Source organism: Halomicronema hongdechloris C2206 (genome assembly GCF_002075285.3).
GTDB classification, from domain to species: domain Bacteria; phylum Cyanobacteriota; class Cyanobacteriia; order Phormidesmidales; family Phormidesmidaceae; genus Halomicronema_B; species Halomicronema_B hongdechloris.
The window spans coordinates 636,170-652,859 of record NZ_CP021983.2 but is presented as its reverse complement, the minus strand read 5'-3'; the positions used below and the strand labels follow the sequence as shown (position 1 = coordinate 652,859).

Annotated in this window: 13 protein-coding genes and 1 other RNA gene; 11 read left to right on the top strand and 3 right to left on the bottom strand. The window is 53.6% G+C overall.

The window, feature by feature from the left end:
- Positions 1-6 precede the first annotated feature (6 nt).
- On the top strand, positions 7-2,391 hold the full coding sequence (locus tag XM38_RS03085; RefSeq protein ID WP_088429056.1) for a CHAT domain-containing protein: 2,385 nt from the start codon (positions 7-9) through the stop codon (positions 2,389-2,391).
- 134 nt (positions 2,392-2,525) lie between these two features.
- Here XM38_RS03085 and XM38_RS03080 read toward each other — a convergent pair whose 3' ends face one another.
- Positions 2,526-2,741 (bottom strand): hypothetical protein, encoded by a 216-nt coding sequence (locus XM38_RS03080; protein WP_137454999.1) that lies wholly within the window; start codon positions 2,739-2,741, stop codon positions 2,526-2,528.
- Between the two features lie 534 nt (positions 2,742-3,275).
- Entirely contained in the window at positions 3,276-4,055 is a 780-nt protein-coding gene (locus XM38_RS03075; protein ID WP_137454998.1) for a hypothetical protein, read from the bottom strand.
- 287 nt (positions 4,056-4,342) lie between these two features.
- Between XM38_RS03075 and XM38_RS03070 the strand changes: the two genes are divergently transcribed.
- The 9 genes from XM38_RS03070 (at position 4,343) to XM38_RS03030 (ending at position 13,606) form a co-directional block, all read left to right on the top strand.
- Entirely contained in the window at positions 4,343-4,558 is a 216-nt protein-coding gene (locus XM38_RS03070; RefSeq protein ID WP_080809141.1) for a hypothetical protein, read from the top strand.
- Positions 4,559-4,979: 421 nt separating this feature from the next.
- Positions 4,980-7,073: an elongation factor G gene (gene fusA, locus XM38_RS03065; protein ID WP_080809144.1), complete on the top strand. Its 2,094-nt coding sequence runs from the start codon at positions 4,980-4,982 to the stop codon at positions 7,071-7,073.
- Between the two features lie 123 nt (positions 7,074-7,196).
- Positions 7,197-7,565 carry a DUF6464 family protein gene (locus XM38_RS03060; protein WP_256995523.1) on the top strand — a complete coding sequence of 123 codons (369 nt, stop codon included), beginning with the start codon at positions 7,197-7,199 and terminating at the stop codon, positions 7,563-7,565.
- A 79-nt stretch (positions 7,566-7,644) separates the two neighbouring features.
- Complete coding sequence (locus tag XM38_RS03055) at positions 7,645-8,916, top strand: hypothetical protein (RefSeq protein ID WP_080809149.1); 1,272 nt, start codon at positions 7,645-7,647, stop codon at positions 8,914-8,916.
- A 55-nt stretch (positions 8,917-8,971) separates the two neighbouring features.
- Positions 8,972-10,471, top strand: coding sequence for an alanine/glycine:cation symporter family protein (locus tag XM38_RS03050; protein ID WP_225889169.1), 1,500 nt, complete (start codon positions 8,972-8,974; stop codon positions 10,469-10,471).
- 57 nt (positions 10,472-10,528) lie between these two features.
- The gene (locus tag XM38_RS03045; protein ID WP_088429054.1) at positions 10,529-11,293 is read left to right on the top strand and encodes a hypothetical protein; all 765 of its coding nucleotides are present in this window, start codon (positions 10,529-10,531) and stop codon (positions 11,291-11,293) included.
- A gap of 52 nt (positions 11,294-11,345) precedes the next feature.
- Positions 11,346-11,770, top strand: an RNA gene (gene rnpB, locus XM38_RS03040) — RNase P RNA component class A.
- Positions 11,771-11,831: 61 nt separating this feature from the next.
- A complete protein-coding gene (gene rnc, locus XM38_RS03035) occupies positions 11,832-12,569 on the top strand; it encodes a ribonuclease III (RefSeq protein WP_088429052.1) in 738 nt (245 codons plus the stop codon).
- Entirely contained in the window at positions 12,566-13,606 is a 1,041-nt protein-coding gene (locus XM38_RS03030; RefSeq protein ID WP_088429050.1) for a Gfo/Idh/MocA family protein, read from the top strand. The genes rnc and XM38_RS03030 overlap by 4 nt, the downstream gene beginning before the upstream one ends.
- A 17-nt stretch (positions 13,607-13,623) precedes the next feature.
- Here the strand turns inward: XM38_RS03030 and XM38_RS03025 are convergent, their stop codons facing one another.
- On the bottom strand, positions 13,624-15,693 hold the full coding sequence (locus XM38_RS03025; RefSeq protein ID WP_187329254.1) for a sensor histidine kinase: 2,070 nt from the start codon (positions 15,691-15,693) through the stop codon (positions 13,624-13,626).
- A gap of 240 nt (positions 15,694-15,933) precedes the next feature.
- Here XM38_RS03025 and XM38_RS03020 point away from each other — a divergent pair, with 240 nt between their 5' ends.
- Positions 15,934-16,677, top strand: coding sequence for a RibD family protein (locus XM38_RS03020; RefSeq protein WP_080809164.1), 744 nt, complete (start codon positions 15,934-15,936; stop codon positions 16,675-16,677).
- The last annotated feature ends 13 nt before the right edge of the window (positions 16,678-16,690 follow it).

Below are 16,690 nucleotides of genomic sequence, written 5' to 3'. Positions count from 1 at the left end.
CAACTCATGATCTCTCTGCTACTGACGCTGGCATTGACTTTAGAGAGGATCCCCCCGGCAGCAGCAGCCATCGTCAGGACTGACGCCATTGACATGGCCCAGGCCTCTCAGCGGCAACGGGCCGATCAGCTGTTTCACCAGGGGCATGCCGCCTTCGATCGCCACGATTATTCCCAAGCCCTTGACCACTGGCAGCTGGCCCTGGATCTCTACCAAGCCTTAGGCGCCACCACTCAGATAGCGGCGACGTTGAATGCCCTAGCGGCGACAGCCATTGCCATGGGGGATTATCCCGATGCGATCGCATCGGCCCAGCAGGGGCTCCCCCTAGCCGCCTCCCGATCTGATGCCATGCTCCAGGCCCAGTTACTAGGCAATCTGGGCATCGCCTACCAATCCCTGGGCCGGTTAGCAGACGCAGTCACCACCTATCGTCAGACCCTGGCTCTGATGCGGGAGCATGATCATCGGGTGGGCCAGGCCCAGACCCTGAGTCTGTTGGGCAATACCTACGAAGCCATGGGGGACTACGAAGCGGCTTGGCAGGCCCAAGCGGCCGGACTCAGTCAGTTGGAGTCTCTTCATCACCCCGGCCTAGAGGCCATGATCCGACTCAACCTCAGTGGTTTGGCCACCCTACAGCAGCGCTATGGAGTCGCCCTTGCCTATGCCCAAGACAGCATTGCCCTCAGTCGCGAAGCTGGGGATTTGGCCACTAGCGCCCATGGTTTCAACAATCTGGGCGTCATTTATCATCGTCTGGGCGACTGGCAACGGGCCCAGAGCTTCTACCGGCAGGGTCTAGATCTGGCCCGGCAAACCCAGGACGTCAAGCTCCAGGCAGAAGTCCTCACCAATCTGGGGGTCATGGCCGAAGACCAGCAGGCCCTAGGCCAAGCCCTGGACTACCATCGCCGCAGCGTTGCGATCGCACGCTCTTTAGCAGCGCCGAGACTATTGGCAGCTTCCCTCAACAACCTAGCCCACGCACAACTTGCCCAAGGAGCCACCACCACAGCAGAACAATCTCTCAGGGAAGCCATCCAGCATCTCACCGCGCTGCGCCAAGGGTTAGAAGACACAGCCAACATTGCCGTTTTCAACACCCAGATCTATACCTATACCCTGCTGATGCAGGTTCTGGTGGCCCAGGGACGCTACGGAGCCGCCCTGGAGGCATCAGAGCAAGGACGAGCCAGGGCTTTGATGGATCTACTGGCTCCACAGGCCCAGGCCTCAATCGACTTAGAAACCATCCAACAGACAGCCCGTGACCTAAATGCCACCCTGGTGGAATATGCTCTGGTGCCCGCAGACAACTTTATCTTCCAAGGGCATCAGCGGGCTCCGGCAACCCACCTGTATATCTGGGTCGTCTCTCCCCAGGGAAATATCACCTTTCACCAGCAAGGACTCGATACCGCGACACTATCCCTCCCCACCACAGTCGAGCAGGGACGGGCAGCCATGGGAGCACGAGGTCGTAATCGTAGTATCCAGATAGTACCGACTTCGTCAGAGGCCTCTAATGTTTACCTGCAGGAACTCCATCAGGTACTCATCGCACCTATCCGAGCCCATTTACCCTCAGATCCAGAGCAACGGGTCGTGTTCATTCCCCAAGAAGTCCTGTTCTACGTGCCCTTCGCTGCCCTACAAGATAGCGATGGTCAGTACCTGATCGAACACCACACTCTGCTGACCGCCCCAGCCATTCACCTGTTGGCAGCCACCCCAACCCAGCCCACAGACGCCCAGGCTGCCACCGTTGTCGCCGGGAACCCAGTCATGCCCACCATGCCAGAGACGTCGGAGAGTCCTGCTCAGCCCCTGCCGCCGCTGCCAGGCGCAGAACAGGAAGCGATGGCCGTGGCTGAGCTCCTAAAGACTCGCCCTTGGTTAGGCGTCCAGGCTACCGAAACAGCCCTGGTCCCAGCCATGCTAGACGCCTCGATTATTCATTTAGCTACCCATGGCCTCCTAGACTACGTAGAACGCACCAGCACCGGCATTCCCCTACCGGGAGCCATTGCTTTAGCGCCATCCGAAACAGAAGATGGCCTCCTCACGGCTAGGGAACTTGCCAGCTTACCGCTGCAGGCTGACTTAGTTGTTCTGAGTGCCTGTGATACCGGGCTAGGGGAAGTAACTGGAGACGGGATAGTCGGATTATCGCGTTCCCTGATAGTCGCTGGCGCCCGCAGTGCAGTCGTCTCCCTCTGGGCTGTACCTGACACACCAACAGCTCAACTGATGATTCACTTCTATACCACTTGGCTCCAAGGGTTTGATAAGGCACAAGCACTACGACGGGCCATGCTAAAGACTATGGCAGACTATCCCCACCCGCGAGACTGGGCGGCCTTTACCCTGGTGGGAGCTCCCGATTAAATCGGTTTGTTCTTACGCCAATTCAGATAGACATACAGGCACAGGTAAGGGATGCTCTTGGGTTTCGCTATCTTTAGTGGGTCAGGCGAGTCACAACAGCAGAAGCCTCACCAGACGGATTAGCCCATCAAAGTCTAGGCAACCCTCTGATGGGCAAGGTCGCGAATTAGAGGCATTCTGGCGGCCAGGTAAGACCATAGAGTCCGGTGGTCATCTCGACTGAGATGCACCTGGCTTTCCACTCGGTTGACTAAATGCTTACTGAGGGTAGAGTCGTCGAATCCTGTCAGAATGTGAGGAGGCGTATCCTCAATCACAGACCATATCAATCGCAGCAATACAGCGTTCATACTCCCCCATCCTGAACAAGGTTGACTTGTGTGATGTAAAGGTGCATTTAAATCGCGTTCCAGACAAAACCCAAAGTTCACCGGAGGAAAGCTCTAGCACTTAGGCTAGATCTGATATATCGGCGTTTAATATTTTCTTTAGAATCTATCTGATCGATACTGTAACCCAGAAAGCCTAGCTTGTGAACGGAGAGTTGACATAGCCAAACAAAATCTCAAAGTCTTAAAGATTAATCGCAACTTGGCAACATCGCTTCATATGCACTGACGCTTAATAGCACGCTAATGACAACAGGCAACGGCAACCCAGACCACATCGAGTAGGTTGTTCTACCAAGACTTCAGATAGGGCTGAATGGTTCCATCGCCCCCTAACTGTCGCTTTAATTGGCTGAATACCCACGGGAGTTAACCCAGAATCCCAAATTAATTGGCTGTAATCAGTTAATCTGTTCAGGGTTAACAGTAGATCATTACCTACCTTAACGCCGAACAGCCAATGCAGCATCGACCCGATAACTCGGCAAGAGGCCGTTACTCCTCTCGGCTAGAACGGCGGCGAGTGACTTCGACCGCACCCAGAGCGACCAGACCCAGAAGACTGACGGTGTTCCGTGGCTCCGGAACTGAGGTGGGTTCAGTAGAGTCATCAGAGTCATCGCTCCATTGCAACCCTGCGATCGCACCGCTCCCCGGGTATAGTACCTCTAAGCGAGCTACACCACTGTAGCCCAGAGCAAAGTCATAGAGCGAATTATCACCAGTGATGCCTTGACTGGACAGATTGGTTACTCGATCAGGGGCTGTCAAGGCCACGTGATCAAATTGAGTCGTGGCTACTTGGTTGCCATCGGCATCCCAGGCCGTAAACGTAACATACTGCCCCCGAGCGCCGAAGTCATCAACGTCGAGCAACTGAATACTGCCCAGGGTAACCGGGGCCTGAAAGTCAAAGGAAATGATGCCACCGTTGGCTTCATCATCGGGGTCATGAGCATTCTTAACAGTTCCGTTGCGCCTAAACCCGTCTTCCTGAATGATCAAGACGTTATTCTGCACAGCAGTACCCCAGGGATCACCGCTGCGTAAATCCCTATCACCGCCTGTGTAGGAATCAGGATTGCTGTTGAACAGCAGTAGCGGTTCCGCCCTAGAGCCCGCCTTGTTAGTGGCCCCTAGGGTAACTCCCCAATCAGACCACTGATCACTAATGCCGTAGGGATCCCCAACGGTACTGCTGGTAATCGGATTGCTTAGGGGATCGGTGTCAAAATCCAGGTAGTAACTGGCAGCCTGAACAGGAAGAGCGGTCATAACAGTAGTCATGACAGTAGAGGCTGCTCCCACCAGAGCAAATAGGCCTATGGAGGTATTAGAAATCATGGTTCAAAGTCAGTGAAGGGAATACTGCCTACGTGGCAAGGAGGTTGATCGGAGACGAAGCAGCAATCATGACGTTCCGTCTCTAAGATGGCTAATCCATGAACCATCCCAACACCGTAGAACCTCTAGTATTTTCTCCCCCAGCACCAGGATTCCTAGGGCAAAGTACGGACGAGGACACCCTGCCAAATCTTAGGCAGGAATCTAGGAATCTTGCCATGACAACCCAGTCTGTGTTTTCCCGCGACGATAATGGTCAGCGGGTGGTGCCGGTGCCAGACGATCTACAGCGAGAAATGGCCCGGCTGTTCGATGATTACCATCCAGCTCAAGTGACTGAGGCCCTGAGCAATGCTCTGTTGGCGGTAGGTTTCAATAAACCTGCCAATAGTGTCCAAGATGCCGTCATTAAGATTGTCTTTTCGGCCCGCTAAGCCAGAGGCGTGGAGCCGCGATCTCAGTGATGAACATCCAGCGTTTCTGAATCTAGTGAGGAGGTAGAAGGATAGCCATGAAACCCTTGACTTCAGGAGACAAGCTGTACCTCACCTGGGGGAAATGCTGTAGCTGCTGAAAGACCATACTAGAATAAAGCTGGAAAATTTATTTATAATGCCGCCTACTCCCAGTTTCAGGGAGATGCAGCCATTTAAGTCAGTCACCCTCTTCCACCTTTTCAGCCCAAAGCTTTACAATTGGCAATGTTGTCGTAACCCTCACAAAGGATCTCTTAAGATTTCGGGTATACGAAGCATGTTCGTATCGCCTCTGAAGGCGGCACTAGTTGCCCATGAGTACCCCTCGCAGGTGGTCACCAACGGTTTATTGACTCATTTGACTCATTAGAGAGCCATCATGAAGAAAGACATCACGCTCTATCGCAATATCGGCATTTTTGCTCACGTAGACGCGGGCAAGACCACCACCACCGAACGAATCTTGAAGCTTACCGGTAAGATCCATAAGATCGGTGAGGTTCATGAGGGGGCTGCAACCACTGACTTTATGGAGCAAGAACAGGAGCGTGGCATTACGATTCAGTCTGCTGCGACTTCTTGCTTCTGGAAAAACCACCAGCTTAACATCATCGATACCCCAGGTCACGTTGATTTCACCATTGAGGTGTACCGGTCCCTGAAGGTTCTAGATGGTGGTATTGGTGTTTTTTGTGGCTCCGGTGGCGTGGAACCTCAATCTGAAACAAACTGGCGCTACGCCAACGATTCCAAAGTTGCTCGTATCATCTACGTCAACAAGTTAGATCGAGTTGGGGCTGATTTTTTCCGCGTGGTGAAGCAGGTAGAAGATGTCCTAGCTGCTAAGCCCCTAGTCATGGTGCTACCCATTGGCTTTGAGAGTAACTTCCAGGGCGTGGTTGACCTCCTGACTCGCAAAGCCTGGATCTGGGATGAGTCTGGCGACCCCATGAACTACGAGATCCAGGATGTACCCGCCGATATGGTAGATCAGGTGGAAGAATACCGCGAGGCCCTGGTAGAGCTGGCGGTGGAGCAGGATGATGCGCTGATGGAGAAGTATCTAGAAGGGGAAGAGATTTCTCTGGAAGAGCTGAAGCGCTGTATTCGCAAGGGCACGATTGAGTTGAAGTTTTTCCCCACTTACTGTGGATCCTCTTTTAAGAACAAAGGGGTGCAGTTGGTGCTAGACGCTGTGGTCGACTACCTGCCTAATCCCATGGAGGTGAAGCCCCAACCAGAGATGGATTTGGAAGGTAACGAAACGGGTCGCCTTGCCTACGTCGATCCAGAAAAGCCCCTACGAGCACTGGCCTTTAAGATCATGGACGACCGATTCGGGGCACTTACCTTTACCCGGATTTACTCGGGACAGTTAAACAAGGGAGATACAGTCCTCGATACGGCTACCGGTAAAACCGAACGCATTAGCCGTTTGGTAGAGATGCACGCCAACTCCCGGGAGGAGGTGGAATGGGCCCAAGCCGGTGATATTGTCGCCGTGATCGGGATGAAAAACGTACAGACGGGGCATACCCTCTGTGATCCCAAGGATCCAGCTACCCTTGAACCCATGATCTTTCCGGAACCGGTGATTTCTGTGGCTGTAGCGGCCAAGAAGAAAGCTGACACTGAGAAGATGGGGTTAGCCATCGGTAAGATGGTCCAGGAAGATCCGTCCTTCTACGTCGAAACCGACGAAGAGAGCGGGGAAACCATTCTGAAGGGAATGGGTGAACTGCACCTAGACGTTAAGGTGGATATTCTCAAGCGTACCTATGGGGTTGAGGTCGAAGTCGGCAAGCCTCAGGTAGCCTACCGCGAGACCATTACCAAGGTGCTGCAAGACAGCTACACCCACAAGAAGCAGACAGGTGGCTCTGGCCAGTTTGGTAAGATTGACTACACCATCGAGCCGGGCGATCCTGGCAGCGGCTTCCAGTTTGAGTCTAAGGTGACTGGTGGCAATGTCCCCCGAGAATTCTGGCCAGCGGTACAGAAAGGGTTTGAAACTAGCATCGAAAAAGGCCCGTTGGCTGGCTACCCGGTGGTGGATCTCAAGGTAACCCTGAGTGATGGTGCCTACCACCCGGTGGACTCTTCTGCTATTGCCTTCGAGATTGCTGCCAAAGCGGCCTATCGGCAGTCGATGCCTAAGGCTAAGCCCCAACTACTTGAGCCGGTGATGGCCGTTGACGTCTTTACCCCTGATGACTATATGGGAGATGTGATCGGTGACCTCAACCGCCGCCGCGGCATGATTAAGTCCCAGGAGCCAGGACCTACTGGAGTGCGAATCAAGGCAGATGCTCCCTTGAGTGAAATGTTTGGCTACATTGGTGACCTACGGACTATGACGTCAGGCCGGGGCCAGTTTTCCATGTCGTTTTCGCACTATGCTCCTTGTCCGAATAATGTTGCTGAAGAAGTGATTAAGGAGGCAAAGGAACGTCAAGCGGTGGCGGCTTCCTAGACTTTACTTTGTAAGTTCTCTCCCTCAGGAGAGCTATCGAGGTTCCTGATCGATCTGCTCATCGGTCAGGAATTCTCGTATAGATTACTGTCTCTGTTAACTACATTCATGGAATCAACTTCATTGCCTACCGACGTTATGCTCAACCATCCCTGTACACCCTTGGGCCGGGTGTATCTAGATTGGATTCCTCAACCGGGTGCTGATCTAGATATGGCTGGGCAAACCTATCGGATTTTGGAGCGGCATCATCGTTACCGACTGAAGTCGGGGCGTTATCAGTTGGCTCAGATGATCCTGTATGTGCAGCCTTGTCCCACTCCTGCAGCCAGGCACTGTCACAACGGGCAATGGATGATTGGCGACGTTACCTGCGCCTATAATGCCCGTTCTGAGCTGCTACGCTGTGCGGTCAATCCTGAGGGGCCTTGTCAGGGTTGTGGTGACTATCAGTCTCGATCTAGGGAGGGAAAGGCAGGAACGGAGGGCTAAGAAGCCAGGGGACAGCAGCATGTTGGCACCTCATCATTCCCTCGGGCTACCCTGAGGAAGTGACTTAGCGGTTATCGCCATGTCGGAAGAGGTAGCCCGTTGTTACCAGTGTCTGCATCTGGCTGCTGATGCTAGCCTACAAGAGGTGGAAGCAGCTTATTTCAGTCGCCGGGCAGAGTTAATCCAGACAGGACAACGGCAGGCTCTAGCTGACCTCAAGATTGCTTATCGACGGCTCAAAGAGCACTTACAGACATCGCAGGGGCCACCGGCTATTTCATCCTCTGGAGAGGAGGATCCATTGGCCCCCTTGATATATCAGTTACGTCAGCAAGGGGTACCGGCTCGAGTCGCTCTACGCCATGGTCATCTCCATATTGGAGTACCTCTGAAGCAGATGCCATCTCAGGCAAAGGGAGTTGCTAGCATTCGGGCGGCACTGGTTCGGCTAGACCCAGAGGCTCTTGGACTAGAGCCTGGCCTTACCATTCGTATTTATGGATTGAAGGCTCCGAAGCGGGTGGCCTGGAAACAGACGATCTCTTGGCCCAGTACCCGGTTGACTGATACTGATTTATTTGCCTTTGACAATCGTTTCAGTAATGGGTTGATATTTCCGGGACTGTTGCTGCTGGGAATGCTGATGCAGGTGTTGCCCCCGGTCAAGTTGTTGCTGTTTGGGGTACAGGTGTGGATGCATGAGTTTGGCCATGCCACCGTGGCCTGGTTAGCTGGTCGTCGAGCCATTCCATTGCCCTTTGGTTGGACAAATGTGGAGCCTGAGCGCTCTCTATTTGTCTATCTTGGCCTGTTGGTTTTATTTGGGTTGCTATTTTGGGCCGGTCGCCGGGAGGGGCATCGCTGGCCGATGGTATTGGCGGTGGGATTAATACTCATTCAGGGTTGGATGACCTGGATGCTTTCAGCACAGACGTTTGAGGTGCTACTAGCATTTGGTGGCGTCGGCGGGGAATTGTATCTGAGTACCTTGCTGATGGTGAGTTTTTTCTTCCCGATGCCAGCTTACTGGCGCTGGGATTTTTATCGCTATCCGGTGGTATTGGGTTCGGCCTTTGTATTTTTGGGGGGGTTTGGGCTATGGCATCGGATTGAGCGAGGGCTGGCTTCGATCCCTTGGGGATCTCTGTGGGGTGGACCCGAGCATGCTGGGGGTGATATGAATATCCTCAGGCTCCACGGCTGGAGCGATCAGCAGATTATTGGCACCTATCGAGCTTTGGGGGATGGATGTTTGCTGGTACTGATGGGGGTGTATCTGTATGTCTTGCTAAAGCAGCATCCCCAATGGTGGGCTCGCCTTTGGCAAGGGGGGCGAAGGCGTCATTCTTAATGATTTTTTATAATTGAGGGGCTGTTAGCTCTAACGAGGTCATTTGGCTTTTTCTGTGTCGATTAGTGGTCTCTGGAACACCGTTCTGGAGGGGTTTGACCAAGGATTCTCCTGGGGGATTCGAGTACTGGAGGCCACCCTATTCTTTGATATCGGTGGCTTGCCGTTGGTCATTCTCTGGTTGTTGGCGGGGGCCTTGTTTTTCACCCTACGCATGGGATTTATCAATGTGCGGGGATTCTGCCATGCCATTCGGGTGGTGCGAGGGGTCTATGATACTCCCGATGAACCGGGGGAGGTGACCCATGAACAGGCGGTCTCTACGGCTCTGTCGGCAACGGTTGGCTTAGGAAATATCGCTGGGGTTGCGATCGCAATTCAACTCGGGGGGCCGGGGGCTGTCCTGTGGATGAGTCTGGCCGGATTCTTAGGCATGTCCAGTAAGTTTGTCGAGTGCACCCTAGGCCAGAAGTATCGGATCATTCATGACGATGGCACGGTCTCAGGAGGGCCGATGCATTACCTGTCTCAGGGCTTAGCCAAAGTAGGGCTGGAGCCGTTGGGGCAGGCCTTGGCAGCGCTATTTGCTGGGTTCTGTGCCCTGGCAGCTTTGGGGGGCAGTAACATGTTCCAGGCCAATCAATCCTACGCGGCTGTGGCCTATTTATTTCCGGGGCTAGCAGAGTATCGTGGCCTGTACGGTCTAGCCCTGGCCCTGCTCGTGGGGGTGGTAATCTTAGGCGGTATTCGTCGTATTGGTGCTGTAGCCGGGACTGTGGTGCCGGTCATGGCAGGAGGCTACATGGTGTCAGCCCTCTGGGTCATCTGCAGCCATGCTACGGCGATTCCTGGGGCCTTTGGCACCATTTGGCAGGAAGCCTTCCACCCCCATGCCGTGGAAGGAGGGGTATTGGGGGTGCTGGTGCAGGGCATTCGCCGGGGCGTCTTCTCCAATGAGGCTGGGGTAGGGTCAGCCTCCATCGCCCATTCGGCCACGAAGACCGATGAACCCGTACGGGAAGGCATTGTCGCCTCCATTGAGCCCTTCCTTGACACGGTGGTGATCTGCAATGTGACGGCATTGGTCTGTATTATCACCGGCGTCTATCAACAGACTGCCGGTGAACAGCTCAGTGGTGTCGCCCTAACGGCTGCCGCCTTCGGTTCAGAGCTGAGCTGGTTTCCGTCACTGCTGGCGGTGGCTGTGTGCCTGTTTGCCTTCTCCACCATGATTTCCTGGTCTTATTACGGGGAACGCTGCTGGACCTACCTCTGGGGCCGGGGGGCGTCCCTGGTATATAAGCTTTTGTTTGTCCTATGTGTGTTTGTGGGCACTGTGACCAATTTGCGGTCGGTTCTGGTCTTCAGTGACATGATGATGTTCGCCATGGCCTTTCCCAATATTTTGGGCGGGGTGTTGTTGTCGGGGCAGGTGGCTACGGATTTGCAGGACTATTGGCAGCGACTCAAGAGTGGCAATATGCCGGTTGCGGCTGACCTGCCAGTCTCACCGACCCCGATGAAGGAAGCAGAAGAAGAAAAAGTCCATTCCTGACGGCCGCCCCGTGACGGCATCCCTCGCTATGCTAAGGGGATAGCTGGACAGACAACCATGGCCACCGACATCTTGATTCTGACGGTTTATTTCATCTGTGTGGCCTATGTGGGCTACCAGATGGCGCTATCCATAGAGTCGCAACTAGAGGACCAGTTGCGTATTGATCTCGATCGCGAGGCTCTACAAACGGCAGTGACTTCTCAGGTGCGGCAGCAACCAGGAGGCGTGGGGGTGCAGGTGGCCACCGATGAGACCCCTGGGCTGCAATTACAGGTGCCGTTGCGATCGCATGACAGAGAAGCGTCCCGAACTGGCACTGTCATCGTGCGAGTAATGCCCCTAGGGCAACGTCCTCCCCAACCTCCTCTCAATCACTTAACGGTGCAGGTGGTCAATGGATTAGACGATCGGCAGCTCTTTATCGACTGGGATAGTAGCTCTCTCAGCCTGCAAAATAACCAGGGGCGCCGAGTTATCCGTCAAGTCCCTGGGCAGTTCATGGACCTGGCCCAAGCCCAAGTCATGAGCGTGGTCAATCCCGACCAAACCATCACGGCTCAAATTACGAGTGAAGACGCCTTCCAACGCCATCCAGATACGCGTCTGCTGCAGCCCACAGTACCACTGATTAATCTGGAGCAGGCCATGCTGCTGCCGTCTGCCCTGCGTCAATATTCCTTACGCCTGATGCTACGGATCCGGCCCATGGCCGGAGAAGATGCTCCATCTCTACGCCTCCTGATTCCCTTTCAGTTCCGCATCGAAGTGCTGCCCGGGCAAATTGCCGTCCCCGTGCTGAACTGGTTACTCAATCGCTAGCCATAAGGGTTTACTACATTGGTCAGTCAGCACATTATCCTGGAAATAGGAAAGAGTCGGCGCAGGCGGTTACGGACGGGAGTTCCTGTCCGAGGAAAGTCCGGGCTCCCTAAGGACCAGACTTGCTGGGTAACGCCCAGTGCGGGTGACCGTGAGGAGAGTGCCACAGAAACATACCGCCGATGGCAAGACAGAGACAGACTGGAGCAAAGATAGCGGGAAATTCTGCCGTCTGCCTTCTGTCGTCTGCCTTTCACAGGTAAGGGTGCAAAGGTGCGGTAAGAGCGCACCAGCAGCATCGAGAGGTGCTGGCTCGGTAAACCCCGGTCGGGAGCAAGGTCGGAGGGGTTATGGTTGGTTCTTTACCGACCCCGTTGCAGGAACCGCTAGAGGCGTCTGGTAACAGGCGTCCCAGATAGATAACCGCCCTTCTGGATACCCAGAAGAACAGAACCCGGCTTATGTCCGGCTCTTTCCTCCAAGGCCCAGCCCTGGGGATAGCATGAACGACTATGGTTTTTGGCTGAATTGATGACCGATGCCTCAGCTCAATAGCACACGCCGGGAACAACTGCGGCGATGCCTACAAAAACTAGGACTTTCTGCCTCGGTTGAGGTCGATTGGCAACAACTGGATCGAGCCCTAACCCATGCTTCTGCCTCGCCAGAAGATAACTACGAGCACCTAGAGTTTCTCGGCGATGCAGCCTTGCGCTTGGCTGCAGCTGAGTTTTTGCTCGAGACTTATTCTGAGGCCAGTGTGGGGGAATTGGCAGCGGTGCGATCGCGTCTAGTCAGCGACCATACCCTAGCTCTGCTAGCCGATCAACTCAGCCTAGAACCCTATCTACTAGTATCCAGCAGCGCTTGGGGAGATAAGGCCGGACGCAACTCTCGTCTAGCCGATACTTTTGAGGCCGTATTGGGAGCGTTATACAGTCAGACCCACGACTTGAGCTTGATTCGCCCTTGGCTGGATGCTCACTTTAAACGCCTAGCAGAGCAGATTCGACAAGATCCTACCCGGCAAAACTACAAAGCCGCCCTGCAGGAACTGACCCAAGCCTATTACCAAGTCCGTCCTGATTATCGCGTCCAGGAAATTAGCCAGCAACATGGCGATCCAGAGCGATTTGAGGCCGAGGTCTGGTTACAGGAAAAAGGCTGGGGAGTGGGTCGTGGTCCCTCCATTAAACAGGCGGAGCAGGTCGCCGCCAAAGTCGCATTTCGAAAGTTGCAAGCACAGCTATCGTCCCCATCAGACGTAGCCTCATGATCCTAAAATTAGTACTTCTAGGTGTAGGACGATGGGGCCATCATTTACTGCGTAATCTGCTCAACTTGCCGCAAGTTGAAGTAGCTGCCGTCGCTGATCATGACCCCCAGCGCCTGAAGACAGTTCAGCAAACCTTTGCCCTACCCCCGTCTACCCACCTATTGTCATCGTGGCCAGAGGCTCTAGCGTTGCCTGGCATAGAGGCTGTCGTAGTCGCTACTCCAGCAGTAACCCATTACCCCTTGATTCGAGCAGCCCTAGAGCGGGGACTGCATGTGCTGGCTGAGAAGCCTCTAACCTTGGAGGTCTCTACCTGTAAGATACTCTGCCAATTGGCCCGTCAGCGACAACGGCAACTCATTGTCGATCACACCTATTTATTTCATCCGGCGGTACAACAGGGGCATCAGTTCCTACAGCAGGCCCCCCTAGGATCATTGCGTTATGGCTATGCCAGCCGCACTAATCTGGGGCCAATACGACACGATGTCAATGCCCTATGGGATCTGGCTATTCACGATATCGCCATATTCAGTCATTGGCTGCAGGAATGGCCGATGCAGGTAACTGCCCAAGGGCGAACATGGTTGCCTCAATTCTCATCCCAAGACCCTGCTAAACCTCTCTATGACCTAGTGTGGTGTACCCTGATTTATCCCAGTCAGTTTCAGGTAACGCTTCACTTGTCATGGCTCAATCCTGACAAGCAGCGGCGACTCTGCGTGGTAGGAGAACGCGGAACCCTTGTGTTCGATGAAAGTAATGCTACCCCTCTGGTGGTGAACTGGGGACAGCTACAGGCTACGGACGCGGGTAACTGGATACCCCAGGGCCTGCATCACCAAGTGCTGCCACTGTCCCCGGCTGAGCCGCTGCATAATGTTTGTCGGCACTTCCTTGACCAGGTAGAGCTCAGCACTCCTTCGCCCATTTCTTCAGGGACGTTGGCCACCAAATTGGTGAGGGTCCTGGCCGCCCTCTCCCAGTCTCTAGCCCAGGGGGGGCAGATCATTCCACTCACCGAGGCAACTGAGTAAGCTCGGCTGATGAGCCCCTATCGTTCGGCAGAGGTCATGGAACCGGATGGACTGGGGAGCCTATCGACGATGGCCCCGTTGTTATCCCCTGATGCGTCTTCTGTATCGGGTGGGTTTGCCAAGGGCAATACCAGTAACACAGTTGTGCCCTGACCTACTCCTTGGCTGTAGAGGTGAATGCTACCGCCCATTAAGTCAACAAGATTCTTAGAGATAGCCAATCCTAATCCAGTGCCCTCGAATCGGCGAGTGGTCGATCCATCTACCATGACAAAGGGCTGAAATAGTTTGTGCTGCTGCTGTGGATCGACCCCAATTCCCGTATCTCGAACGGCGACGACTACCCTGGGGAGCGGCACCAACGGATCAATAACGTAGCGGGCATTCAAATCATTATCGGAATCGGTGTGGTCTGCCGTTTGGGTCTGTAGCTGCACCTCTACGCCCCCTTCCTCTGTAAACTTAACGGCATTGTAGATAATGTTGAGCAACACCTGCTTTAACTTAGCCCGATCCGCCAAAATCCATATGGCTGTAGGAATCTCAGGGTATATGAACTGCAGTGACTTCTGTTGGATCTGTAGGGACTGTAGGTCGACGACTTCCCGTAAAATCTGCCGTAAATCGATTAACTCTGGTTTCAGGGAGAGGGTCCCTGATTCGATTTTGGCAATATCTAGAATATCGTTGATGATTCGCAATAGGTGAATAGCTGCTGCGTCTGCTCGGTCTAGGAACTCAAGCTCTTCCTCGCGGCTATCGCAGCAGTCATCTCGCACCAATCGAATACAGCCAATGATGGCATTGAGAGGGGTTCGTAATTCATGGGAGGTGTTGGCGAGAAATTCACTCTTGAGTTGATTGGCTAACTGAGCATCCTGCCAAGCCCGTTTCAGTTCTTGGGCGCCTTCGTCTAGGCGTTTGATCATACGATTCAATACCCGAGCCAGATGTTTGAGTTCCCAAATACGAAAGTCTTCTGGAACAGTTTTTAGGTGGGCCAGATCCTGCACCTTTTGAGCGGAGTCACTCAAGCGCTCAATGGGTAACGAAAGGCCACGAGCAATAAACAGGGCTAGGAGGCCATTAGCGGTCAATAGGCCCAGAGTTAAGAGAATCAATCCTTGGCGAATATCTTTGAGTCCTTGTAAGGCATGTTCTAGGGGGGTAACTGCTAAGACTGTCCAGAGTTGCTGTTCGGTGGGGGACTGCGGCACCTGTACCCCTGTATACCCTGCCAGCCATTCAGTGCCATCAGGCATGAATCGAAACAAGTGTAAGGTGGCGCTGTTGCCGGCTTTGACGTTGCCTACAATACTATTGAGTCGATCGGCATCACCCAGGGTATCGATGGATTGACCAATTTGAGTTGGGTCTGGATGGGTGAGTATTAGACCATTGTCATCAATGATGACAGTGTCGCCGACTAGAGAGCGAGCGCTGGTATTTTCGAGCTGAGGCAGTCGTGCTCTCAAACTGAGGGTATAGCGTAGAGTGCCATCAGCAGCATATACAGGGGCAGCAATGATTACTTCTAGCCAGGTATAGCTGTCTTCTGAACTGGCCTTTGGAATAATCGTCTGGGCTTCTGTGTCAGGCGATAGGGGAGTTGAAGAGCCACTAGCATCCAAGACCCCAGTATCAATTAATGAAAAGCTGTTGCCTCTGACAGGAGACTCACCTGTGAGCCAAGGGAGATTTGATGGGGTCGACAGTAAGGGGGCATTACAGGTGTTCAGGGTAATGGCATGGGTACGACCATCACTGAGCTGGATACAGTCGATGTCCTGAGGCATCTGGCTAGCATATTGGTGGATAGCTTGGCGAATTTCAGCTAAGGACCCCGTTTGTAAGGCATTGGTTTGAGTAACTATCTGCAAACTACTCTGAAGGGATTGGATACTACGACTAATGTCGGCAGCTTTACGAATGGCACTGCTGGTAAGATTTTGACGAGCTGTTTCCAACAAACTGGTGCGGGCTTTACGCAAAGTGACATATTGACCGAGCAGCAGAATAGGAATACTCAGCAATAAAATCTGCAATAGCAGGATCCGGCGAAAGGATTGAGGACGAGGATGAACCATTTCAGGGGGTGAACATTCAGTGGCAGCAGCATGGGGGAGAGCTTGGGGCTCTATTAGCTGACCCAGACCCATCACATAGCATGGTCAACTATGGGAACGGTGAACTGTACCTCAACACTAGGGCCTGACATCTCTGTCAGGACAGCATCAGGAGTAACCTTGGCTCTCACTGATAGATGATCTCAAGCTACTTAGATTCGATGAAAAATATATCTTATTATCTCCCATTGCTCTGATGTCATGCTGGGTTCTTCTGAACAGTTGCTAAGCCCTTATACTACTGTGATTTTAGCCATGAGTGTTGATGGCAAGATCGCTGACTACCGACGCTCGGCAGCGCGATTTTCCTCTGCTCAGGATTTAGCCCATCTGGAGGCCCATATCGCCAGAATGGATGGAATTTTGTTCGGGGCTGCAACTCTACGGGCCTATGGCACAACGTTGACTGTGCGCCAGCCTTCTCTGCTACAGCAACGACAACAATGGGGCCAGCTCCCCCAACCCGTTAATATTGTTTGCTCGCGTTCTGGTGATCTTGATCCTCAGTGTCGATTTTTTCGTCAATTGGTTCCTCGTTGGCTGTTGACTACGGTAATGGGGGCCAGGAGGTGGCAACAGCGCTCTGAGTTTGAGCGCATTTTACCTCTGGCTCCAGCTGCCCAGGATGGAAACTGGCGTCACATCATGGCTCAGCTAGGGTCACTAGGACTAAGAAATATAGCTGTCCTGGGAGGCGGTGCGTTGGTGGCGGCTTTACTCGCGGAAGATTTGGTGCATGAGGTGGTGGTGACTGTTTGTCCACTTCTGTTGGGGGGCCACACTGCACCAACCCTGGTCGATGGCTCAGGATTCTTGGTGACGGCTGCTCCCCGACTACAGCTGGTATCAGTGCGCTCGGTGACCGATGAGGTCTTTTTACACTATCGCTTGCTACCACGGTCGCTGCAGTCCCCAGAGAATTCCAGTAGGCTAGAGGATAATTAAGTTTGTCTCTAGC